At 72.5% G+C, this 21,406-nt stretch carries 21 protein-coding genes and 1 riboswitch; of the genes, 9 read left to right on the top strand and 12 right to left on the bottom strand.

Annotated features, from left to right (window positions below; all coding sequences use genetic code 11):
- Nucleotides 1-90: 90 nt before the first annotated feature.
- From ACFV6E_RS38755 to ACFV6E_RS38740, 4 genes are all read right to left on the bottom strand, one after another.
- Nucleotides 91-1,077, bottom strand: a complete 987-nt coding sequence (locus ACFV6E_RS38755) for a CU044_5270 family protein (RefSeq protein ID WP_385468209.1) — start codon at nucleotides 1,075-1,077, stop codon at nucleotides 91-93.
- Nucleotides 1,070-1,690 (bottom strand): RNA polymerase sigma factor, encoded by a 621-nt coding sequence (locus ACFV6E_RS38750; RefSeq protein ID WP_385468206.1) that lies wholly within the window; start codon nucleotides 1,688-1,690, stop codon nucleotides 1,070-1,072. The genes ACFV6E_RS38755 and ACFV6E_RS38750 overlap by 8 nt, the downstream gene beginning before the upstream one ends.
- 171 nt (nucleotides 1,691-1,861) lie before the next feature.
- Complete coding sequence (locus ACFV6E_RS38745) at nucleotides 1,862-2,491, bottom strand: hypothetical protein (RefSeq protein WP_385468203.1); 630 nt, start codon at nucleotides 2,489-2,491, stop codon at nucleotides 1,862-1,864.
- On the bottom strand, nucleotides 2,484-3,311 hold the full coding sequence (locus ACFV6E_RS38740) for an alpha/beta hydrolase (RefSeq protein WP_385170290.1): 828 nt from the start codon (nucleotides 3,309-3,311) through the stop codon (nucleotides 2,484-2,486). The genes ACFV6E_RS38745 and ACFV6E_RS38740 overlap by 8 nt, the downstream gene beginning before the upstream one ends.
- 276 nt (nucleotides 3,312-3,587) lie before the next feature.
- Between ACFV6E_RS38740 and ACFV6E_RS38735 the strand changes: the two genes are divergently transcribed.
- From ACFV6E_RS38735 to ACFV6E_RS38715, 5 genes are all read left to right on the top strand, one after another.
- A complete protein-coding gene (locus tag ACFV6E_RS38735; protein WP_385468199.1) occupies nucleotides 3,588-4,334 on the top strand; it encodes a lysophospholipid acyltransferase family protein in 747 nt (248 codons plus the stop codon).
- Nucleotides 4,335-4,418: 84 nt separating this feature from the next.
- Nucleotides 4,419-5,636 carry a MacS family sensor histidine kinase gene (gene macS / locus ACFV6E_RS38730; protein WP_385468196.1) on the top strand — a complete coding sequence of 406 codons (1,218 nt, stop codon included), beginning with the start codon at nucleotides 4,419-4,421 and terminating at the stop codon, nucleotides 5,634-5,636.
- A gap of 19 nt (nucleotides 5,637-5,655) precedes the next feature.
- Nucleotides 5,656-6,357, top strand: a complete 702-nt coding sequence (locus ACFV6E_RS38725; protein WP_385170298.1) for a response regulator — start codon at nucleotides 5,656-5,658, stop codon at nucleotides 6,355-6,357.
- A 143-nt stretch (nucleotides 6,358-6,500) separates the two neighbouring features.
- Nucleotides 6,501-7,529 carry a 6-phosphofructokinase gene (locus tag ACFV6E_RS38720; protein WP_385170301.1) on the top strand — a complete coding sequence of 343 codons (1,029 nt, stop codon included), beginning with the start codon at nucleotides 6,501-6,503 and terminating at the stop codon, nucleotides 7,527-7,529.
- Nucleotides 7,530-7,593: 64 nt separating this feature from the next.
- Nucleotides 7,594-8,598 (top strand): 2-hydroxyacid dehydrogenase, encoded by a 1,005-nt coding sequence (locus ACFV6E_RS38715; protein ID WP_385170304.1) that lies wholly within the window; start codon nucleotides 7,594-7,596, stop codon nucleotides 8,596-8,598.
- Here ACFV6E_RS38715 and ACFV6E_RS38710 read toward each other — a convergent pair.
- A complete protein-coding gene (locus ACFV6E_RS38710) occupies nucleotides 8,541-10,454 on the bottom strand; it encodes an anthranilate synthase family protein (protein WP_385468194.1) in 1,914 nt (637 codons plus the stop codon). The two genes, ACFV6E_RS38715 and ACFV6E_RS38710, sit on opposite strands and share 58 nt — an antisense overlap.
- A gap of 119 nt (nucleotides 10,455-10,573) precedes the next feature.
- Nucleotides 10,574-10,630 carry a trp operon leader peptide gene (locus ACFV6E_RS38705; protein ID WP_079033853.1) on the bottom strand — a complete coding sequence of 19 codons (57 nt, stop codon included), beginning with the start codon at nucleotides 10,628-10,630 and terminating at the stop codon, nucleotides 10,574-10,576.
- 245 nt (nucleotides 10,631-10,875) lie between these two features.
- Here ACFV6E_RS38705 and ACFV6E_RS38700 point away from each other — a divergent pair, with 245 nt between their 5' ends.
- The 3 genes from ACFV6E_RS38700 (at nucleotide 10,876) to ACFV6E_RS38690 (ending at nucleotide 14,009) form a co-directional block, all read left to right on the top strand.
- On the top strand, nucleotides 10,876-12,057 hold the full coding sequence (locus tag ACFV6E_RS38700) for a glycoside hydrolase domain-containing protein (protein ID WP_385170313.1): 1,182 nt from the start codon (nucleotides 10,876-10,878) through the stop codon (nucleotides 12,055-12,057).
- A 131-nt stretch (nucleotides 12,058-12,188) separates the two neighbouring features.
- Nucleotides 12,189-13,541 carry a class II 3-deoxy-7-phosphoheptulonate synthase gene (locus tag ACFV6E_RS38695; RefSeq protein ID WP_385170316.1) on the top strand — a complete coding sequence of 451 codons (1,353 nt, stop codon included), beginning with the start codon at nucleotides 12,189-12,191 and terminating at the stop codon, nucleotides 13,539-13,541.
- A 189-nt stretch (nucleotides 13,542-13,730) separates the two neighbouring features.
- Nucleotides 13,731-14,009 (top strand): bacterioferritin-associated ferredoxin, encoded by a 279-nt coding sequence (locus ACFV6E_RS38690; protein WP_385170319.1) that lies wholly within the window; start codon nucleotides 13,731-13,733, stop codon nucleotides 14,007-14,009.
- A 79-nt stretch (nucleotides 14,010-14,088) separates the two neighbouring features.
- Here the strand turns inward: ACFV6E_RS38690 and bfr are convergent, their stop codons facing one another.
- Entirely contained in the window at nucleotides 14,089-14,607 is a 519-nt protein-coding gene (gene bfr, locus ACFV6E_RS38685; protein ID WP_385170322.1) for a bacterioferritin, read from the bottom strand.
- A gap of 155 nt (nucleotides 14,608-14,762) precedes the next feature.
- Here bfr and ACFV6E_RS38680 point away from each other — a divergent pair, with 155 nt between their 5' ends.
- Nucleotides 14,763-15,395, top strand: a complete 633-nt coding sequence (locus tag ACFV6E_RS38680) for a sulfite oxidase-like oxidoreductase (protein ID WP_385170325.1) — start codon at nucleotides 14,763-14,765, stop codon at nucleotides 15,393-15,395.
- Nucleotides 15,396-15,481: 86 nt separating this feature from the next.
- On the opposite strand, the gene ACFV6E_RS38675 is transcribed toward ACFV6E_RS38680, so the two are convergent.
- The 5 genes from ACFV6E_RS38675 to thiO all read right to left on the bottom strand — a co-directional run bounded on the left by ACFV6E_RS38675 (nucleotide 15,482) and on the right by thiO (nucleotide 21,207).
- The gene (locus tag ACFV6E_RS38675) at nucleotides 15,482-16,360 is read right to left on the bottom strand and encodes a deoxyribonuclease IV (protein WP_385170328.1); all 879 of its coding nucleotides are present in this window, start codon (nucleotides 16,358-16,360) and stop codon (nucleotides 15,482-15,484) included.
- 554 nt (nucleotides 16,361-16,914) lie between these two features.
- Complete coding sequence (gene pknB / locus ACFV6E_RS38670) at nucleotides 16,915-18,867, bottom strand: Stk1 family PASTA domain-containing Ser/Thr kinase (protein WP_385468191.1); 1,953 nt, start codon at nucleotides 18,865-18,867, stop codon at nucleotides 16,915-16,917.
- Between the two features lie 142 nt (nucleotides 18,868-19,009).
- A complete protein-coding gene (locus tag ACFV6E_RS38665; RefSeq protein ID WP_385173676.1) occupies nucleotides 19,010-19,804 on the bottom strand; it encodes a thiazole synthase in 795 nt (264 codons plus the stop codon).
- A 3-nt stretch (nucleotides 19,805-19,807) separates the two neighbouring features.
- The gene (gene thiS, locus ACFV6E_RS38660; protein WP_385173673.1) at nucleotides 19,808-20,020 is read right to left on the bottom strand and encodes a sulfur carrier protein ThiS; all 213 of its coding nucleotides are present in this window, start codon (nucleotides 20,018-20,020) and stop codon (nucleotides 19,808-19,810) included.
- The gene (gene thiO / locus ACFV6E_RS38655) at nucleotides 20,017-21,207 is read right to left on the bottom strand and encodes a glycine oxidase ThiO (protein WP_385468188.1); all 1,191 of its coding nucleotides are present in this window, start codon (nucleotides 21,205-21,207) and stop codon (nucleotides 20,017-20,019) included. The genes thiS and thiO overlap by 4 nt, the downstream gene beginning before the upstream one ends.
- Nucleotides 21,205-21,317, bottom strand: a riboswitch (TPP riboswitch). (Overlaps the previous gene by 3 nt.)
- Nucleotides 21,318-21,406 lie beyond the last annotated feature (89 nt).

Below are 21,406 nucleotides of genomic sequence, written 5' to 3'. Positions count from 1 at the left end.
CGCTACGACAAACTCGCCGTCCGCTACGAGGCAACCGTGCTGGTCGCGGCCATCAACGAGTGGCTATGAGCGGCACATTGAAAACACTCCCTAGGGCCGCTGCCTGGCCTTGTCGACGATCGCCCAGCTGTCCAGGTACGTCAGCTGGGTGTACGTCTTCCTGTCCGCGCCGTCGCCCGAGGTCCGGGTGGACCGAAAACCGAGGAACGCGTAGGTCTCCGGGTCGAAGACGAACGTGGAGTCCAGGCCGATCCCGCCGGTGTAGGTGATGCCGATGCCCTCGCGACCCCGGGCGTCGGTGACCCCCGGGGTCGCCTTCACGCCGGGCACCTTGCCCAGCGCCTCGTACGCCGCGGCCCGCAGGCCCGCGGGCATCACCGGGATGCGGTACAGCAGGCCCGCGAGGGACATCTGGATCAGGGGCCACTCGCCCTCGGCGATGGGCCGTGAGTAGTCCGGCGTCCGGTCGGACGGGGCGCGCATCGCCTTGAGCAGCTTGTCCGGGTCGGTCGGCAGCTGCTTGAGCCGCGTCCAGTCCTGGGTGGGCCAGTGCGACTCGTTCTTGCCCGGCGGGTCGGACCACCAGCCCTTGCCGAGCTCCATCACCCACGAGCGCCGCGAGTCGTCCACCGAGTGCCAGTTCTCGTCGACGTACGTCTTCGTGGCGCCCGTCTTCCGGTCCGTCTCCTTGACGATCTCCTTCGTGTAGACGAACTGGTCGTCGCGCGGGGCGACGGTCCGCTCGTGCGCGCGCTGGTAGGCGGCGGCCCCGTCCAGCACCGTCCGCGCGCTCACCGTGCGCATCGCCGGGGAGCTGCTGCTGCCGGGCGGGGCCGCGGTCGTGCCGCCGTCGCCGTCGCGCACCGCCACCAGCGTGGTGGCGGCGACCGCGGCGGCCACCGCCCCGGTCAGGGCGACGCGCAGCACGGTGCGGCGGGGACGTACGGCGGGCGCGGGCGCCGCGTCGCGCATCGCGGCGAGCAGGCGGGCGCGGACCCGGTGCCTGGTGTCGTCGTCGAGCGGGGCGGCCCCCGCGTCCCAGTCGCGCAGCCGGTCGAGCTCGGGCGAGTCATGCATGGGCGTCTGCCTCCCGGAAAGCCGTCGGATCGGTACCACCCAGTGCTTCGCGCAGTCTGCTGCGGGCCCGGTGCAGCCGGGATCTGACGGTGCCGACCGGTATGCCGAGGGCGTGGGCCGCCTCCTCGTAGTCGAGGCCGGCCCAGGCCACCAGCAGGACGACGTCGCGGTGCCGGGCGGAGAGCCCCGACAGCGCGGCCGCCAGTTCCCGGCGCACCCCCGTGGCACCGGCTCTGGCGACCGCGCGCTCCGCGACCGGTTCCTCGTGCTCGACCGGCTCCGGGACCCGGGCGAGCGCCTTGAAGCGGCGTGCCTCGGCTCTTCGGTGCCGGCTCACGAGGTTGGTCGCGATGCCGAACAGCCAGGGGCGGGCGTCGGCCCGCTCCAGGTCGTACGTGTGGCGCCGCTGGAAGGCGGTGGTGAACGTCTCCGCCATCAGATCCTCCGCCGCCTCGGGACCGAGCCGCCGGGCCGCGTAACGGTGCACGGCGTCGGCGTACCGGTCGTAGAGCGCGGCGAACTGCTCGGGCTCGTCCCGGGACCGCTCGATCACGCGGGCGTCACTGTCCTCGCGAAAGCCGTCGCGCGGGTGGACGCCCGGTTCGACGGTCATCGGGGCTCCTTTCGTCGGTGAACGCCTCGAAGGCTCGGGCTCGTATCGGTGGTTCACCTGTCCTTCGCCGATGGGCGGAATCGGGTTCCGTCCTGCCGTGGAAAAGCTCGCCGGGCATGCGCGAGGGCCCGCCGGAGACATCCCGGCGGGCCCACATATGCCTGCGTACGGTCAGACCACCGCGCCCCGCCCCGGGTCGCCGTCGTCCTCCTCGTCCGTCTTCATGCGCGTCACCAGCGTGGCGAAGCCGCCGAGGAAGCCGCCGATGCCCAGCGTGGCGAGCCACCAGGTCATGTCCCAGCGGAGCAGGACGGCGAGCAGCAGCAGGAGCGGGCCGCCGACCACCGCGAGCCAGGCGAACCTGGCCGTCGCGTCCGCCGCGGGCAGCGGGGGCGGCTCCGGCGGTACGAAGTGGCCCTCGTCGTCCTCGCCGAGGTCGTCGTCCGAGGCCCCGGGCGGGGAGTAGTCACGCGGACCGCCGTTCAGCACGCCGGGGGCGAAGGCGACCGAGCTGCCCAGCGGCTTCGCCGGCGCCGGGGGCTCGGGGGAGCGGCGGCCCGGGTCGCCGGAGTCGTCGGTCCTGTCGGTCTCGTCGGGGGACGCGTTCGTCTCCGGCTCGAGCAGGGCCAGGTCCTCCACCGACTTGAACGGCTTCGCGCCGGGCGGGTCCGGCGGCTCGTCCCCGTACCCCGCGACGATCGCCGCCCAGGCGGCCTCCTCGTCGAACGGGACGCTCTGCTCCTCGCCGCGCGAGGCGTCCTTCTCGTCCGGCTCGCCGCGATCCGCGTCGTGCTCAGCCACCGGTGGCCGTCCCTTCCTGCTGACCCAGCTCTCCGAGCTGACCCACCCGACCCGCGCCGGACTCCTCGCCGGCGCCGGATGCGAGCCGGCCGATGAACGCGTGGCTCTCCTCGAAGATCCGGTCCGCGTCATGGTCCAACGTCGCGACGTGATAGCTCTGTTCCAGCAGGATCTCGGTCACGTCCACGGACGACACCCGGCCCAGGACGCGCGCCGAGTCGGCGGGCGGCACCACATGGTCCTGCGGGCTGTGCAGCAGCAGCAGCGGCTGCGTGACCTGCGGCAGCTCGCGGTCGACCAGTCGCAGGAACTCCCTGAAGGAGTGCGCGGCGCGCAGCGGCACCCGGTCGTAGCCGAGCTCGGTGCTGCCCTCCTTGGCGATGTCGCTGGCGATCCCCTTGGTGGAGGGGACCAGATGGCGCAGCACCGGCAGGGCGTACGCCGCGAGGCCGTGCACCTTGTTCGCCGGGTTGACCAGGACGATGCCGCTGATCTCGTCGCCGTGCCGGGCGGCCAGCCGCAGGGTCAGCGCGCCGCCCATCGACAGCCCGAACACGAACACCCGCGCGCACCGCTCCCGCAGCGCGCGCAGCTCCCGGTCCACCTCCGCGTACCAGTCCTGCCAGCCGGTGACCTGCATGTCCTCCCAGCGGGTGCCGTGCCCGGGCAGCAGCGGCAGCGCCACCGTCAGACCGCGCTCGGCCAGATACTCCGCCCAGGGGCGCAGCGACTGCGGGGAACCGGTGAAGCCGTGGCAGAGGAGGACGCCGATCTCTCCGCCCTCGTGGCGGTACGGCTCGGCTCCGGGAAGGACCGGCACCTTCGGTCTCCTGTTCGTGAAGTGGGCGGAGGGGAACACGGAACGGACACGCGACGGATCACGCAACACGGACACGCGACCGAACACGTAACACGGACACGCGACGGAATACGTCACGCGGACACGACGGCGGAGCGGAACGCCCCGACCGCTCGGGGCGTATTTCACGGTACGCGACCGCACTGACACCGACCAGGGCCGTCGGGCCCTTTGACGGCGCTCCGGGTTAAGGTCTCACCGACGACACAGGAGGGCACTCGGTTGATCTACGGCGCAATGAAGTTTTCCATCGGGGGGCCGCTGAAGCTCGCTTTCCGGCCCTGGGTGGAAGGCCTCGAGAACATCCCCGCCGAGGGCCCCGCCGTCCTGGCGAGCAATCATCTGTCGTTCTCGGACTCCTTCTTCCTGCCCGCGGTCCTCGACCGCAAGGTCACGTTCATCGCCAAGGCGGAGTACTTCACCACGCCCGGTCTCAAGGGACGGATGACGGCCGCCTTCTTCAAGGGCGTCGGCCAGCTTCCGGTGGACCGCTCCGGCGCGCGCGGCGCGGGCGAGGCGGCGATCAAGAGCGGTATCGAGGTCCTGGAGCGCGGTGAGCTGTTCGGCATCTATCCGGAGGGCACCCGGTCGCCGGACGGACGGCTGTACCGGGGCAAGCCCGGCGGCCTCGCGCGCGTGGCGCTGGCCACCGGCGCGCCCGTCATCCCGGTCGCCATGATCGACACGGAGAAGATCCAGCCGCCGGGCAAGGTGATGCCCAAGCTGATGCGCCCGGGCATCCGGATCGGCAAGCCGCTCGACTTCAGCCGGTACAACGGAATGGAGCACGACCGCTTCGTGCTCCGCGCGGTGACCGACGAGGTCATGTACGAGATCATGAAGCTCTCCGGCCAGGAGTACGTCGACATCTACGCGACGGCCGCCAAGCGGCAGCTCGCGGAGGCGGCGAAGGCGGAGAAGGACGCCGAGAAGGCGGCCAGGACCGCGCTTGCCCAGGCGGAGAAGGAAAAGGCCGAGAAGTAGCGGGCCGGGCCCGGCGGAACCGGCCGGGAACGGTCCGGGCTCCGGCCGCGTCCGTCAGGGGGCGGGGCGCAGGGGGTGGGGGACATGCCGAAACGCGAGAGAGTCCTGAGGATGTCGGTCGAGCAGCCGCTGTGGCGCGCGCTCACCGCCTACCGGGTGCTGACCATGTTCTACGCGGTGGGGCTCTTCGCCACCGCGTACGACAGGTTCCCGCGGCCCGGAGTGGCGATCGGCTTCTACGTGGTGCTGTGCGCCTGGACGCTCGCCACCCTGCCGAAGGTGGCGAACGCGGCGAGCTGCACCAAGCGGTTCCTGGCCGCCGACCTCACCATCGCGCTCGCCGGCGTCCTGCTCACCCGGGCGGCGGACGCGGCGGACCGGATCGAGGCGGGCGGCCCGACCCTGCCGTCGATATGGACGGCGGGCTCCGTCCTCGCCTTCGCGATCAAGGGCGGCTGGCGCTGGGCGGCCTTCGCCTCCACGCTGGTCGCCGCCGCCAACGTGGTGGAGCGCGGCGCCCCGACCCGCGACACCGTGCACAACGTGGTCCTCGTCTGGGTCGCCTCCATCGCCATCGGGTACGTCGTCGAGGTCGCCCGCGCCTCCGAGCGCACTCTCGCCCGCGCCCTGGAGATCGAGGCCGCGACCCGCGAGCGCGAGCGCCTGGCCCGGGACATCCACGACGGCGTCCTCCAGGTTCTCGCCATGGTGCAGCGGCGCGCGACCGTGCTCGGCGGGGAGGCGGAGGAACTGGGCCGGATGGCGGGCGAGCAGGAGGTGGCGCTGCGCACCCTGGTCTCCGGGGGCCTGGTGCCGGTCTCCCGGGTCTGCGAGGACGCCGCGCAGGGCGCGCTGGTCCGGGCCGTCGACGAGCCGGACGACGACGGGGCGCCCGTGGACCTGCGCCCGCTGCTCGCCCGGTACGCGGGCGGGCGGGTGACCCTCTCCGAGCCGGGCGCCCCCGTGCCGCTCCCGCCCGCCGCGGGCCGCGAGCTGGCCGACGCCGTGGGCGCCGCGCTGGACAATGTCCGCAGGCACGTCGGGGAGGACGCGCGGGCGTGGATCCTTCTCGAGGACGAGCCGGACGCGGTGATCGTGACGGTGCGCGACGAGGGCCCCGGCATCCCCGAGGGGCGGCTCGCCCAGGCCGAGGGGGAGGGGCGGCTCGGCGTTGCCCTGTCGATCCGCGGCCGGCTGCGCGACATCGGCGGCACGGCCGAGGTGGTCTCGGTGCCGGGCCAGGGCACGGAAGTGGAACTGACGGTGCCGAAGGGCGCCGTGAGCAAGACGGCGAAGCGATGACAGGAACGGCGGAGCGGTGATGACTCGGACGGCCGGAGCGGCGGGGCAGGCGGGCGGGGGCCCGGTCAGGGTGATGGTCGTCGACGACCACCCGATGTGGCGCGACGCCGTCGCCCGCGACCTGGCCGAGGCGGGCTTCGAGGTGGTCGCCACCGCGGGCGACGGCGAGCAGGCGGTGCGCCGGGCCCGCGCCGCCGCCCCGGACGTCCTGGTCCTGGACCTGAACCTGCCGGCGAAGCCGGGCGTCCAGGTCTGCAAGGAGCTGGTCGGCGCCAACCCCGCGCTGCGGGTCCTGGTCCTGTCGGCCAGCGGCGAGCACGCCGACGTGCTGGAGGCGGTGAAGTCCGGCGCCACCGGCTATCTGCTGAAGTCGGCCTCCACCGAGGAGCTGATCGACGCGGTGCGCCGGACGGCCGTCGGCGACCCGGTGTTCACCCCGGGCCTCGCGGGCCTGGTGCTCGGGGAGTACCGCAGACTCGCCTCCGAGCCCGCGCCCGCCGCGGACGCCGACGAGCCGAAGGCGCCCCGGCTCACCGACCGGGAGACCGAGGTGCTGCGGCTGGTCGCCAAGGGCCTGAGCTACAAGCAGATCGCCGAACGCCTGGTCATCTCGCACCGCACGGTCCAGAACCACGTGCAGAACACCCTGGGCAAGCTCCAGCTCCACAACCGGGTGGAACTGGTCCGCTATGCCATAGAACGCGGCCTCGACGAGGCGTAAACCGCTCGCTTCCCACGATCGGGTGAAGGCGGCCGATCAACTCCTTTGCATTGCACGGGAATTGACCATACGACCCATAACGAAGTGACCTGGATCACTATTAGCGTGAGACCTCTCACGCAACCGTGGCGAAGGGACTTTCCATGCGGGTCGGAGTACTGACCGGAGGCGGCGACTGCCCCGGGCTCAACGCCGTCATCCGGGGCATCGTCCGCAAGGGCGTGCAGGAGTACGGCTACGAATTCGTCGGCTTCCGGGACGGCTGGCGGGGTCCTCTGGAGAACGACAGCGTACGGCTCGACATCCCCGCCGTCCGCGGCATCCTGCCCCGCGGCGGCACCATCCTCGGCTCCTCGCGCACCAACCCCCTCAAGCAGCAGGACGGCATCCGCCGGATCAAGGAGAACCTGGCCAAGCAGGAGGTCGAGGCGCTCATCGCGATCGGCGGCGAGGACACCCTCGGCGTCGCCGCCCGGCTCACCGACGAGTACGGCATCAACGTCGTCGGCGTCCCGAAGACCATCGACAACGACCTGTCGGCCACCGACTACACCTTCGGCTTCGACACCGCCGTCGGCATCGCCACCGAGGCGATCGACCGCCTGCACACCACCGCCGAGTCGCACATGCGGGTGCTCGTCTGCGAGGTGATGGGCCGGCACGCGGGCTGGATCGCCCTGCACTCGGGCCTCGCGGGCGGCGCGAACGTCATCCTCATCCCCGAGCAGCGCTTCGACCTCGACCAGGTCTGCGCCTGGGTGACCTCGCGCTTCAAGGCCTCGTACGCCCCGATCGTGGTGGTGGCCGAGGGCGCGATGCCCAAGGACGGCGACGTGGTCCTCAAGGACGGCACGCTGGACTCCTTCGGGCACGTACGGCTCTCCGGGGTCGGCGAATGGCTGGCCAAGGAGATCGAGAAGCGCACCGGCAAGGAGGCCAGGACCACGGTTCTCGGCCATGTGCAGCGCGGCGGCACGCCCAGCGCCTTCGACCGCTGGCTGGCCACCCGGTTCGGGCTGCACGCCATCGAGGCCGTCCGCGACGGCGACTTCGGCAAGATGGTCGCGCTGCACGGCACCGACATCGTCCGGGTGCCGATCGCGGACGCCACCGCCAAACTGAAGACGGTCGACCCGCGGCTGTACGACGAGGTCGGCGTCTTCTTCGGCTGAGCACCGGCGCGGAGGTGGTCGCCGCCCTGCCGTCGGCGGTGACCACCTCGTACCGGGAGGAACCATGGAGATCCTGGCCTTCGGCGTCCAGGCGGACGAGAAACCCCTGATCGAGCGGGCCTTCAGGGGCCACTGCGACATCCGCTGCCTGGACGTGTTCCTCAGCGAGGACACCGCGCCCATCGCGGCGGGCTACGAGGCCGTCTCCACCAGCGTCAACGCCGACCTCGGTGAGCGCGTCCTGCGGACCCTGGCGGCCGGCGGCACCCGGATGATCGCCCAGCGCTCCACCGGGTTCAACAACATCGACCTCGACGTCGCCGAACGCCTGGGCCTCACGGTCGCCCGCGTCTCGTACTACTCGCCGTACTCCGTGGCCGAGTTCGCCTGGACCCTCGGCATGGCCGTCAACCGGCGCATCGTGCGCGCCGCCTCCCGCACCCGCGACTTCGACTTCAGGCTCGACGGACTGATGGGCCGCGACCTGCACGGCCGCACCGCCGGAGTGCTCGGCACCGGCAAGATCGGCGAGGCGTTCACCCGGATCGCCCACGGCTTCGGCATGCGGCTGCTCGGCTGGGACGTCGCCGAGAACCCCGCCTGCGCCGAACTGGGCATGAAGTACGTCCCCAAGAACGAACTCCTCGCCGAGGCCGACCTGGTCAGTCTGCACGTACCGCTGATGCCCGAGACCCGGCACCTGATCGACGCGGCCGCCCTGCGCGCCATGAAGAGCGACGCGATCCTGGTGAACTCGAGCCGGGGCGGCCTCATCGACACCGGGGCGCTCGTCGCGGAGCTGCGCGCGGGCCGCTTCACGGGCGTCGGCCTCGACGTGTACGAGGCGGAGGCGGGCCTGTTCTTCCTCGACAAGTCCCTTCAGGCCGTCGAGGACGACGTACTGGCCCGCCTCGTCACCTTCCCCAACGTCCTGGTCACCTCCCACCAGGCGTACTACACCAGGGACGCCGTCGGAGAGATCGTCGAGGCCACGGTGCGCAACGTCCTCGACTACACCGCGGGCCGCCGCTCCGAGAACGTGCTGGTGCCCGCGGCCGGGCGGAGCTGACCCAGCAGCTCCCGCACGAGCTCCGCGCCGCGCAGCGACAGCACCGACTCCGGGTGGAACTGCACGCCCGCGAACCCGGGCCCGCGCAGCGCGTGCACCTCGCCGTTCGCGTCCCGGCTCACCTCGATGCCGTGCGCCGCCAGCTCGGCCGCCGCCTCGTCGTCGCAGCGCGCCACGAAGCTGTTGTAGAAGCCGACGGTCTCGGTCCGCCCGAACAGCTCGACGTCCGTCTGCGCGCCCTGGTGAGGGACCTCCTTGCGGACGATCTCCAGGCCCAGCTCGGCGGCGATCAGCTCGTGGCCGAGGCAGACGCCGAGCACGCCGTGCCGGTGGGTGCGTACGGCCTCGGCGGTGAGCGCGCGCAGGAAGCGCATCCTGGGGTCGCCGGTGTCCGCCGGGTCGCCGGGGCCGGGACCCAGGACCACCGGGCCCTCGTGCGCGAGCACCGCCTCCCGCAGCCCCGGCGCGTCGTAGCGGCGCACGGTCACCTCCAGGCCCGCCGAGCGCAGCACGTGCGCGAGCATCGCCGTGAAGGTGTCCTCGCCGTCCACCACGAAGGCGTGCCCGGCCGGCTCCCCGGACGGCTCCCGCATCCGCAGCCAGAACGGGGCGAGCGCGGCCCGGCGCCCGTCGAGCGCCGCCCGTACCCGCGGGTCGTCGGCCAGCCGCGGCCGCCCGCCCTCCTCGCGCGGCCGGCCGGGCCGCACGCCGAGCGCCGCGAGCACCCCGGCCGCCTTCGCGTGCGTCTCGGCGACCTCGCCCGCCGGGTCCGAGCCGCGCACCAGGGTGGCGCCCACCGGCACCCGCAGCCGCCCGGCCGCGTCGATGTCGGCGGTCCTGATGAGAATGGGGGAGTCCAGGGTCTGCGCGCCGCCCGCGTCCCGCCCGAGCAGCGCCAGCGCCCCCGCGTAGTAGCCGCGCGCGGTGCCGTCGGGGCCGAGCGGCTCGTACCGCTCGATGACCCGGCAGGCGTTCTGCACCGGCGACCCGGTGACGGTCGCCGCGAACATCGTCTCCTTCAGCACCTCGCGCACGTCCAGCGAGGACCGCCCCCGCAGCTCGTACTCGGTGTGCGCGAGGTGGGCCATCTCCTTCAGCCGCGGGCCGATCACCACCCCGCCCCGGTCGCCGACCGTGCACATCATCTTGAGCTCCTCGTCGACGACCATGGAGAGCTCCTCGATCTCCTTGCCGTCGGCCAGGAAGTCCAGCAGGTCCTCGGGCGTCGGCCCGCCCGCCGGATACCGGTAGGTCCCGCTGATCGGGTTCATGACCACCGTGCCGCCGGACATCCGCACATGCACCTCGGGGCTGGCCCCGACCAGCGTCCGGTCCCCGGTGTGCACGACGTACGTCCAGTACGCCCCCCGCTCGCCCTCCAGCAACCGCCGGAACAGCGCCAGCGCGTCGGCCCTGCCGAACCCCGGGATCCCGCCCCGGTACGTCCGCCGGATCACGAAGTTCGCGCCCTCGCCCCGCCCGATCTCGTCGCGCAGCACCCGCCCTACGATGTCCGCGTACTCCTCGTCGCCGACGTCGAAGCCGCCGCCCTCGACCCGCACCTCGTGCGAGGGCAGCTCGGCCAGCACCTGGCCGAGCGGCAGCTCGTACGTCTCCTCGGCGGTGAGCACCGCCAGCGGCGTGCCGTCGTCACGGACGTCGAAGCCGCGCTCGCGAATCTGCCGGAACGGCACCAGGGCCAGGGACGGCCGGTCGCCCACGGGCAGGTCGGCGAGGTGTTCGACCTCGCGCACCGGGCCGAGCAGCAGCTCCACGGTGTCGTGGTCACGGCCCGGCGTACGGCGGCGCAGCAGGGCGAACGGCCGGGGATCGGCCAGCAGGTCGGGCAGACGCATGGGTGGTTCCTTCTCTCGGATCTCGATCCCGGGGGATCTGGGAGGAGGAACGGCCGGGTCCTGGAAACACCGAAGGCCGCCCCTCGGGCGGCCTTCGCGAAGTCTTCTCGTACGCGCAGTCAGCGGGCCGCCGGATGAGCGGTCCACCACCAGTTCTGGATCGAGTGCGCGAACATGCGGTGACCATACCCGACACCGGGGGCCCGGCAACAGCGTGAACCGGGGCGGCGAGGGGTTCGGACGGCGGCCCGTGCGGCCATTCATGGCCACACACCCCGATCGAGGGGCCACACCCCCCCCGACCGAGGGGACACCCACCCCGACCGAGGGGGCGCACACCGCGACCGAGGAGAGAGTCATTCAGCCACTCCGTTCCCCCCTGCCCTGCCCGTCCCGCCGCCGCGGCGGGCGGACGCTCGGCGTGCTCGCGGCGGCCACGGCACTCGCCGCCACGACGTCCGGCGCCGCACCGGCGGCCCCCCGGCCGGCCGCGGACCCCGCCGGGGACACCGTCGAGGTCGCCTACCTCGGCCACGTCTTCACCGTCCCCGCCTCCTGGCGGATCGTGGACCTGGCCGAGCACCCCGGCACCTGTGTCCGCTTCGACCGGCACGCGGTGTACCTCGGCACGCCGGGCGACCGGCAGAACTGCCCGGCGGACCCGGCGGGCCGCACCGAGGCGCTGCTCGTACAGCCGGCCGGGACCGCCGGGTCCGCCGCGGCCGGGGTCACCGAGAACCGCACGGCCGGCACCTACCGGGCCACCGCCGACCGGATCGCCGTGACGGCCGTGTACGGACGGGACCGCGCGGGCGTCCAGCAGATCCTGCGCGCCGCGGGCCTGCCCGTCGCCTCCGCGCGGACCGAGAGCGTCCCCGAGGTGCCCGCCGCGCGCGCCCTGCCCGCCGACGCGACCTCGTACCGGGGCAAGGGCTTCGACGCCTGCACCGCGCCCGCCCAGGAATCGATGGACGCCTGGAAGGACACCTCCGGCTACGGCGCCGTCGGCGTCTACATCGGCGGCGTCAACCGGGCCTGCGCCCAGCCGCACCTGACCGCCGGGTGGGTGGCGAAGCAGTACGAGGCCGGCTGGCGCTTCTTCCCGCTGTACGTCGGGCGGCAGCCCACCGCCGACGGCGGGAGCTGCGGCAGCGGCTGCCAGGCGATCACCGACCCGGCGCCGCAGGGCACCGCCGCGGCGGACGACGCCGCCCAGCAGGCGTCCGCGCTCGGCCTCGGCAAGGGCACGGTGATCTACAACGACCTGGAGCACTACACCCCGGGCGGCGAGGTCACCGCCGCGGTGCTCGGCTACCTGAAGTCCTGGACCGAGCGCCTGCACGAGCTGGGCTACCGCTCCGGCGCGTACGGCAGCGTCACCTCCCTGGTCACCGACCTGGTCGCGGCGGCCGACAAGATCCCGCTGCCCGACGTGATCCACTTCGCCCGCTGGAACGACTCGGCGACCACCGACGACCCCTCGATCCCGGCGAACCTGTGGAAGGACCACCAGCGCATCCACCAGTACGCGGGCAACCAGACCGAGACGTACGGCGGGGTCAAGATCGGCATCGACCGCAACCAGCTCGACGTGGGCTCCTGACCCCGCCCCGAGCACTCCCGGGCGGGCGTCCCCGCGGACGGCCCGCCCCCGGGGGTTTCGGACGAGCGGCGGTTGTCTCAATTGATGAGCAGGTGAATGGACGCCCGACACGACCCCGTAATGTTGTCGGGGTGACCGTGAACGCTAAGACCAGCGCGAGCGCTGGCAACACCTGGCGAGACCTGCCCGCGGCGCAGCAGCCCGAGTACCCCGACACCGAGGCTCTGCGCGCAGTGATCGCGGACCTCGAGTCGTATCCGCCGCTCGTCTTCGCGGGCGAGTGCGACCAGCTGCGCGCCCGGATGGCGTCCGTCGCCAAGGGAGAGGCGTTCCTTCTCCAGGGCGGCGACTGCGCCGAGGCCTTCGACGCCGTGTCGGCCGACCACATCCGCAACAAGCTCAAGACCCTGCTCCAGATGGGCGCGGTGCTCACGTACGCCGCCTCGGTGCCGGTGGTGAAGGTCGGCCGGATCGCCGGGCAGTACTCCAAGCCGCGCTCCAAGCCGACCGAGACCCGTGACGGCGTGACGCTGCCCACCTACCGGGGCGACTCCGTCAACGGCTTCGACTTCACCGAAGCGGCCCGGGTGCCCGACCCGGAGCGGCTGAAGCGGATGTACCACGCGTCCGCCTCCACGCTGAACCTGGTGCGCGCCTTCACCACCGGCGGCTACGCCGACCTGCGCCAGGTGCACGCCTGGAACCAGGACTTCGTGAAGTCGTCGCCCTCGGGCCAGCGCTACGAGCAGCTGGCCCGTGAGATCGACAACGCGCTGAACTTCATGCGGGCCTGCGGCACCGACCCGGCCGAGTTCCAGACGGTGGAGTTCTACGCCTCGCACGAGGCGCTGCTGCTCGACTACGAGTCGGCGCTGACCCGCGTGGACTCGCGCACCGGCAGCCTGTACGACGTGTCGGGCCACATGGTGTGGATCGGCGAGCGCACCCGGCAGCTGGACGGCGCGCACATCGAGTTCGCCTCGAAGATCCGTAACCCGATCGGCATCAAGCTCGGCCCGAGCACGACGGCCGAGGACGCGCTCCAGTACATCGAGCGCCTGGACCCGGACCGCGAGCCGGGCCGGCTGACCTTCATCGTGCGGATGGGCGCGGACAAGGTCCGCGACAAGCTGCCCGAGCTGGTGGAGAAGGTCACCGCCTCCGGTGCCACCGTGGCCTGGGTGACCGACCCGATGCACGGCAACACCTTCGAGGCGGCCTCCGGGCACAAGACCCGCCGGTTCGACGACGTGCTCGACGAGGTCAAGGGCTTCTTCGAGGTCCACAAGGAGCTGGGCACCCATCCGGGCGGCATCCACGTCGAGCTCACCGGCGACGACGTCACCGAGTGCGTGGGCGGCGGCGACGAAATCTTCGTCGACGACCTGCACCAGCGCTACGAGACGGCCTGCGACCCCCGGCTGAACCGCAGCCAGTCCCTCGACCTGGCCTTCCTGGTCGCGGAGATGTACCGGGACCAGTAGCCGGACACGGCACCGGAGCCGGCATCGCGGTTGCGTTGCGGTTGTTAACTACAGCGCGTACTGGGGCGCGGATCACATGAGATCCGCGCCCCTTTGCGCTTTTGCGGTTCTGGGGTGATGGGTAAGGTTAGGTTTGCCTCACCGCATCGGGGAGTGCTAGCTATCGACCCCCTGCCGGGAGGTGGACTCGTGTTCGTCTGCAGCTGTTTCGGTGTCACCGAGGAACAGGTGAAGAAGCACGCGGAGTCCGGTGCCTGCACCCCCCGCCAGATAGCGTCGGCCTGCAAGGCGGGCACCGACTGCGGCGGCTGTGTACGGCGCATCCAGGCGCTGCTCGGCCGCGGGGCGTGCCCGCGGCGTGAGCTGATCGACCGGGGCGCTCCGGCTCTCGCCGAGACCGGGGCCGGGACCGCACAGTCGGTCCCCGCGCGGCGGGGCGAGCCCGCGGCGCTGCCCGAAGCCGCCTAGTTCCGGCGGTACCGGCCGCTCAGTGGCTCGTGCCGGCCGCTCAGTGGTTCGTGGCGGCCGCTCAGTGGTTCGTGGCGGCTCAGTGGGTCGAGAAACCGCTGGTGCCGGGGCCCGAGGCGTCCGGCTGGTGCTGCATGATGACGGTCGAGAGGTACAACGATTCTCCCAGCTTCTCGACCAGGTCGAGCTGGGTGTCGAGATAGTCGACGTGGTGCTCCTCGTCGGCGAGGATCGCCTCGAAGACGTTGGCGGACGTGATGTCGTCCTTGGAGCGCATCAGGTCGACGCCGCGCCGCAGCCGGTCGATGGCCTCGATCTCGATCTGCTTGTCGGCCTCGAACATCTCGGTGACGGTCTGCCCCACGCGGACGTGGAAGAGCCGCTGGTAGTTGGGCAGGCCGTCCAGGAGCAGGATGCGGTCGGTCAGGATCTCCGCGTGCCGCATCTCGTCGAAGGACTCGGCGCGAGTGTATTTGGCGAGTTTCGTCCAGCCCTTGTGGTCTTGCAGCTTCGCGTGCAGGAAGTACTGATTGATCGCGGTCAGCTCCGCGGTGAGCTGCTCGTTCAGGAATTCGATGACCTCGGGGTCGCCCTGCATCGCAGAGGCTCCTTCCAGGCGGGGGACTGGTGGGTTGCGCCGCATGATTGCATCGGGGCGGCGGACCGTCCAGTAAGTGCACGCTTAGTAGGAGTTGCCCGAATCAGGCCAGGTGCTGGTCATGTGCACCGTCCCGGGTCTGTCAGGATGGAGACATGGGTCAGCCGGTGGAGCGCGAATCTGGGGGAACGGGACAGTCGGAGCTTCCGCCGGGACAGCGACTCCAGCGCGGCTGGCCGGTCACGCACTACGGTCCGGTACCCAAATTCCGCCCCGAGCGCTGGGAGTTCAGGGTCTTCGGCGCCACCGCCGACCAGGAGAAGCGCTGCTGGACCCACGAGGAGTTCACGGCCCTGCCGTACGCCACCGTCGTGGCCGATCTGCACTGCGTGACGAAGTTCAGCATGCTCGGGGCCGAATGGGGCGGTGTCCCGGCCCGTACGATCCTGGAGATCGCGCCGCCCGCGCCCGCCGTCACGCACGTCATGGTCTGGGCCGAGTACGGGTTCAGCTCGAACATGCGCCTGGAGGACTTCGCGTCCGAGCGGTCGATCTTCGCGACCCACAAGGACGGTGAACTGCTCACCGCCGAGCACGGCTTCCCGCTCCGCCTGGTCGTCCCGCACCTGTACGCCTGGAAGGGCCCCAAGTGGGTTCGCGGCGTCGAGTACATGACGGCCGACCGCCGCGGCTTCTGGGAGGAGCGCGGCTACCACAACCTCGGCGACCCGTGGCGCGAGCAGCGGTACTCGTACCAGGAGGAGCCGGGGGACGGCCCGGAGCTCTGACCTGCGGGTACACCGTGCGGCGCGGAGCGGCTCGGTTCAGCTCGGTTTCGCTCCGCCCGGTTCCACTCTGCTCCGCCCGTCTTTGCTCAGGGCAGCGGGGTTTCGCGGAGCTTCTTCAGCCGCTCGACGTCCGCCGCGTGACCCTCCTTGCCGCCGGGCGTCTCGATGACCAGCGGTACGCCCTCGGTGGCCGGGTGGGTCATCAGCGCGCGGAAGGGGTCTTCGCCGATGTGTCCCGCGCCAATGTTCGCGTGCCGGTCCTTGTGTGCGCCAACCACATCCTTTGAGTCGTTGGCGTGGATCAGCCTGAGCCGTCCCTCGCCGACGGTGGAGACCAGCAGGTCGAGGGTCTGGTGCATGCCGCTCGGACCGGTCAGGTCGTGGCCCGCCGCGAAGATGTGGCAGGTGTCGAGGCACACCCCGAGCCTCGGGTGGGCGTCCAGCACCTCGAAGTACGGGGCGAAGTCCCAGGTGCGGGAGCAGAGCGAGGCGCCCTGCCCGGCCGTCGACTCCAGCAGCAGGTGCGGGTCGTCGTCGTGCGTCAGCTCGTCGAGGAGCGGCAGCATGTGCTCACGGACCTGGGCCAGGGCCGCGGCCCGCTCCCGGCCGCCGGTGGCGCTGCCGGTGTGTACGACCACGCCGAGCGCGCCGATCGCACGGGCCCGGCGCAGCGAGTGCCGCAGCGACAGCACCGACTTCTCGACGGTCGCCTCGGTGTGCGAGCCGAAGTTGATCAGATACGGGGCGTGCACGTACGCGGGGATCGACTCGGCGGCGCAGGCCGCGCGGAACTCCTCGTCCTGCTTCGGGTTGCCCACGGGCGTCGCCCAGCCGCGCGGATTGGCCACGAAGACCTGGACGGCCTCGGCACCCATCTCCCGCGCATAGGCCAGACCGACGGAACTGAGCCCACCGGCCACGGGGACGTGCCCGCCGACGGGATTACGAAGATACGCGCTGCTCACACCCTTCAGGGTGCCATGCCCTCACCACCGTGTGCCCTGCGCCTCCGCTTCCGCGGGGCCTCGGCCTGCCGGGGCCGGGCCGGCCCCGGCAGGCCTCCGACGCCGGCGGTCCGGGGCGTGGCGTCGCGTGGCGTCCGACGCGGGACGGTCGACGCCGTGGCGTTGCCTCCGTCGCCGGGTGGTCCGCGCCATGGCGCGGTCTCCGTCGCCGGGCGGTCGTAGCCGTGTCCCGCGAGCTGCGGTGCCGGTCGGGTGTCGGCCAGGCCCCGCCGTCCCCGGCAAGTGCTTCTCGGGGTGCCCCGCTCCAGCGGGCACGGGGGTTGTGGTCCGGGTCTGTGCCGTCGGGTCTGCCCTCTGGCGGGTGTCGCCGACGGTGGTATGTCCGGCTGTCGCGGCCCACCAGACGCGGGGTCGCGTCCCCTGCCGGGGCCCGCGTCCTGCCGGGCCGCGCCCCCCGCCGGGCCGGGGCCCGCGGCGAGGACGCTTCCGCAGTCCCGGTGCCGAGCCCCGCACACCCCCGGCCGGAGTGGGCGGCGGGAAACCACCGGTCAGGGTCAGCGGACCTCGATGGTGATGGTCGAGCCCTTCGGGGCCTTGTCGCCGGCGTCGACCGACTGGCTCTTGACCGTGTCGCCGCCGAAGAGGCCGAGGAAGCCGTGGTCCTCGTCCACCTCGAAGCCGGCGTCCTCCAGCTCCTGCCTGGCGTCGTCCACGTTGTCGCCGACCACGTCCGGGACCTCGACCATCTCGGGACCCTTGGAGATCTTCAGGGTCACCGTGTCGCCCTCGGCGACCGCCTTGCCCTCGCCCGGCGACTGCTCGGCGACCTGGCCCTTGTCGAACTCGGACGTGACCCGCTCGGTGGCGACCTCGACCTTCAGGCCCTTGTCCTCCAGCTTCTCCCGGGCGTCCTCGACCGACGAGCCCGTGACGTCGGGCACCTCCACCCGGCTGCCCCTGCTGACGACGATCGCGATGGCCGAACCGGCGTGCCGCTCGGTGCCCGCCTTCGGCTCCGTACGGATCACGGAGCCCTTGGACACCTCGTCGCTGAACTCACGGGTGACCATGCCGGCCGCGAGCCCGTCCGCCTTGAGCCGCGCCTTGGCCTTGTCCAGCCGCAGACCCTCCAGGTCGGCCACCTTCACCGTCTCGGGACCGTCCGAGATGGTCAGCGTCACCGAGTCGTTCTTGCGGATCCGCTCGCCGATGCCCGGGGCGGTACTGACGACCGTGCCGCGCTTGACCGTGTCGCTGTAGGCGTGCTCGACCTTGCCCACGTCGAGCCCGGCCGCTTCGAGCCGGTCCGTGGCCTGCGCCTCGGTCTTCGACAGCACCGGCGGGACCTTGGTGAACTGGCCCGAGTTGATGTACCAGACGCCCGCTCCGACGCCGAGCACGAGCAGCAGCGCCGCGACGATCGCGAGCACCCCGCGCCGGGGACCGGCACCCCGCCGGCGCGGCGGCAGCGGAGGCGGGCTCTCGAACCGGCTGGTCCGGTCCAGCCCCGCGTCGGCCCCGTGGACCGCGTAGGCCTCGCCGTCCTCGTTCACGGGGAGCGTCCGGGGTATGGACAGCGAGCGCGGTATGACGCTGGTCCGGTCGTCGGCGTTGTCGTGGTCCGCGGCCAGCGCCTTCGGCGGTACGGCGTCCAGCTCCCCGGCGGTGAGTCCGCCGCGCGCCTCCAGGACCTGCCCGAGCAGGGCCACCGCGTCGGCCGGACGCAGCTCGGGATCGCGCGCGGTCGCGGTGGCGACCAGCCCGTCCAGGACGGCCGCGAGCCCCGGCACCGCGGCCGACGGCGCGGGCACGTCCGCGTGCAGGTGCTGGTAGAGCACCTGGGCGGGGGAGTCCCCGGAGTGCGGCTTGTCGCCGCTGAGCATCTCGTAGAGGACGACACCGCACGCGTACACGTCGACCCGGGGGTCGGCGGTGCCGTGCTCGATCTGCTCCGGGGCGAGGTACGACACGGTGCCGAGGACCGCCCCCGTGGTGTTCGTCACCGTGTCCACCGCGCGGACCAGGCCGAAGTCCGCGACCTTGACCCGGCCGTCGTCCCCGATGAGGACGTTCTCCGGCTTCATGTCGCGGTGCACGAAACCGGCCCGGTGCGCGGCACCGAGCGCGGCGAGCACCGGCTCCAGGATGTCGAGCGCGGCCCGCGGCTGGAGCGCCCCGCGCTCGCGCAGCACGTCACGCAGGGTGCAGCCCGCCACGTACTCCATGGCCAGATAGACGTACGACCCGTCCGTGCCCTGGTCGAAGACCTGCACCACGTTCGGGTGGGCGAGCCGGGCCACCGACTTGGCCTCGCGGATGAACCGCTCGACGAACGAGACGTCGGCGGCCAGCGCCGGGTGCATCACCTTGAGCGCGAGCACGCGGTCGAGGCGGGTGTCCAGGGCCCGGTAGACCGTGGCCATCCCGCCGACCGCGATCCGCGCGTCCACGCGGTAGCGGCCGTCGAGCACCTGCCCGACCAAGGGGTCCTGAAGGGTCGTATCCACGCAGGTGAGTCTACGAGCCGCCACTGTCAGGCCCACCCGGTCGCCCCGCTTCCGGGTGGAATGCAGCAGACCTGTGACTGTCGTGTGGCTGTGCGGTGCCTCACGTTCCGGGGGCCACGAGGCCCGGAACTCCGGCGCGCGCTCAGAACGCGGGGCGCTCGGGGTCCAGGCGCGCGCGGCCCTCCGCGGGCGAGGACGCCTCGGCGAAACGGCGGCGCGGGATCCGGCCCGCCCGGTACGCCAGCCGCCCGGCCTCCACGGCGTGCCGCATACCCTCGGCCATCAGCACCGGCTCCTGGGCGCGGGTCACGGCCGAGGCCAGCATCACGGCCGCGCAGCCCAGCTCCATCGCCAGCGCGACGTCCGAGGCCGTACCGGCCCCCGCGTCCAGGATCACCGGCACGCGCGCGTGCTCGACGATCAGCTCGAAGTTGTGCGGGTTGCGGATGCCGAGGCCGGAGCCGATGGGCGAGCCCAGCGGCATGATCGCGGCGCAGCCGGCGTCCTGGAGCTTGCGCGCCAGCACCGGATCGTCGTTCGTGTACGGCAGCACGGTGAACCCGTCGTCCACCAGCGTCTCGGCGGCGTCGAGCAGCTCGATCGGATCGGGCAGCAGCGTCCGCTCGTCGGCGATGACCTCCAGCTTGACCAGATCCGTGCCCAGTGCCTCGCGCGCGAGGCGGGCGGTCAGCACGGCCTCGCCCGCTGTGAAGCAGCCCGCCGTGTTCGGCAGGACGCGGATGCCGAGCCGGCCGAGCACCGAGAGCACCGAGCCGTGGGCCGCCGGGTCGACCCGGCGCATCGCGACCGTCGTCAGCTCCGTGCCGGACGCCAGCAGCGAGCGCTCCAGGACGTCGAGGCTGGGCGCGCCGCCCGTGCCCATGATCAGGCGGGACGCGTAGGTCGTACCACCGAGGACGAAGGAGTCGTCGGCCATGGTTCAGCCTCCTTGGACGGCGGTGAGGACTTCGACGCGGTCACCCTCGCCTAGGGCGGTGACCGGCCACTGCGCGCGCGGGACGACGGTTTCGTTGAGGGCGGCGGCGATGCCCGAGGGGGCCGCGGTGAGGGTCGCGACGAGCGCGTCGAGCGCGGTGCCGTCGGCGACCGTCCGCCGCTCCCCGTTGACGAAGACGGTGACGAGGACGCTCATACGGGCTGCTCCGTGGGGTTCGTGCGGGCCGCTCCGGCCGGGCCCTGGCCGAACCGCCCGGGGCTGAAGGGGCGGGCCACGTCCGGGAGTTCACCGGTGGTCAGGACGTGCGCCATGGCGTCGCCGGTGACGGGCGTGAGGAGGACACCGTTGCGGTAGTGGCCGGTGGCCAGGAGCAGGCCGTCCAGCACGGTCGGGCCGAGCAGCGGCGCGTTGTCGGGGGAGCCGGGACGCAGTCCCGCGCGGGTCTCGGTCAGCGGCAGCTCCGTGATGCCGGGGACCAGCTCGTGGGCGTCCCGCAGCAGCTCGTACACCCCGCCCGCGGTCACGGTGGTGTCCCAGCCCAGTTCCTCGCTGGTGGCGCCGACGACGAGCTCGCCGCTCACCCGGGGCACCAGATAGACCTGACTGCCGCGCACCACGGCACGCACCGTACGGCTCAGGAACGGCGCGTACCGCTTCGGCACCGTCAGCCGCAGTACCTGCCCCTTCACCGGCCGTACGGGCGGCACTACGTCGTCGGGCACGCCCGCGAGGCGCCCGCTGAGGCTGCCCGCCGCCAGGACGACCCGGCCGGCGGCGAGCGCGGTGCCGTCCGCGGTGACGACACCGGCCGCCCGGTCGCGCAGGACGGTCAGCCGCTGTGCCCAGGTGCGGTGGAGGACGACCCCGGCGCGTTCGCAGGCGGTGACCAGGGCCGCGGCGAGCCGCCGCGGGTCGATCTGGTGGTCCCCGTCGACCCGGAGCCCGCCGCGCACGCCGGGCGCGAGCATCGGCTCCAGGCGGCGGCACTCGCGGCCGCTGAGCCACTCCGAGTCGAGCCCCGACCGGCGTTGCAGCGCGTGCAGTTCGCGCATGTGGGCGCGGTCGTCGGCGTCCAGGGCGACCGCGAGCGTGCCGCTCCTGCGGTAGCCGAGGTCGAGACCCGTCGCCCCGGTCAGCTCGGCCGCGAAGTCCGGATAACGCTCCGCGGAGGCCAGATTGAGGCCCAGCAGGGTCTGCTCGCCGTGGTGCAGCTCGGTGACGGCGGCCAGCATCCCGGCGGCCACCTGCGCCGCCCCGCCGCCCGGCTCGGGGTCCACGACCGCGGTGGCGAACCCGTGCTGCGCGGCCCGCCAGGCGGTCACGAGCCCGATGATCCCGCCCCCGACCACGAGGACGTCCGCCGTGTCCGGCACAAGCGCCATGGGTGTCCAGCCCCTCCCTTCGCCGGCATGACCCGGATCAGGTTCGTACGGTCGGAGGCCGGCCAGCCTCCCTCTCAGCCCGGTGCGTCCGGGCTCCCGCGTGTGCTCTACGTTGGCCACCCTAGCCCGTCCGTCCGGGTGCCAGTAGGGGAGCCCTCGCGCACGGCGGCCGGGACGGCCGCCACCCGGGCGGCGGCAC

The organism is Streptomyces sp. NPDC059785, from assembly GCF_042732375.1.
Taxonomy (GTDB): domain Bacteria; phylum Actinomycetota; class Actinomycetes; order Streptomycetales; family Streptomycetaceae; genus Streptomyces.
This window is presented reverse-complemented; position numbering and strand designations above follow the sequence as displayed.

Excerpts from the sequence above, each read along its gene's own strand:
- ACFV6E_RS38755 (WP_385468209.1), bottom strand. The coding sequence starts at position 1,077 with ATGCATGACTCGCCCGAGCTCGACCGGCTGCGCGACTGGGACGCGGGG.
- ACFV6E_RS38750 (WP_385468206.1), bottom strand. The coding sequence starts at position 1,690 with ATGACCGTCGAACCGGGCGTCCACCCGCGCGACGGCTTTCGCGAGGAC.
- ACFV6E_RS38735 (WP_385468199.1), top strand. The coding sequence starts at position 3,588 with ATGAAGTTTTCCATCGGGGGGCCGCTGAAGCTCGCTTTCCGGCCCTGG.
- macS (WP_385468196.1), top strand. The coding sequence starts at position 4,419 with ATGCCGAAACGCGAGAGAGTCCTGAGGATGTCGGTCGAGCAGCCGCTG.
- ACFV6E_RS38725 (WP_385170298.1), top strand. The coding sequence starts at position 5,656 with ATGACTCGGACGGCCGGAGCGGCGGGGCAGGCGGGCGGGGGCCCGGTC.
- ACFV6E_RS38720 (WP_385170301.1), top strand. The coding sequence starts at position 6,501 with ATGCGGGTCGGAGTACTGACCGGAGGCGGCGACTGCCCCGGGCTCAAC.
- ACFV6E_RS38715 (WP_385170304.1), top strand. The coding sequence starts at position 7,594 with ATGGAGATCCTGGCCTTCGGCGTCCAGGCGGACGAGAAACCCCTGATC.
- ACFV6E_RS38710 (WP_385468194.1), bottom strand. The coding sequence starts at position 10,454 with ATGCGTCTGCCCGACCTGCTGGCCGATCCCCGGCCGTTCGCCCTGCTG.
- bfr (WP_385170322.1), bottom strand. The coding sequence starts at position 14,607 with ATGCAGGGCGACCCCGAGGTCATCGAATTCCTGAACGAGCAGCTCACC.
- ACFV6E_RS38680 (WP_385170325.1), top strand. The coding sequence starts at position 14,763 with ATGGGTCAGCCGGTGGAGCGCGAATCTGGGGGAACGGGACAGTCGGAG.
- ACFV6E_RS38665 (WP_385173676.1), bottom strand. The coding sequence starts at position 19,804 with ATGGCCGACGACTCCTTCGTCCTCGGTGGTACGACCTACGCGTCCCGC.
- thiS (WP_385173673.1), bottom strand. The coding sequence starts at position 20,020 with ATGAGCGTCCTCGTCACCGTCTTCGTCAACGGGGAGCGGCGGACGGTC.
- thiO (WP_385468188.1), bottom strand. The coding sequence starts at position 21,207 with ATGGCGCTTGTGCCGGACACGGCGGACGTCCTCGTGGTCGGGGGCGGG.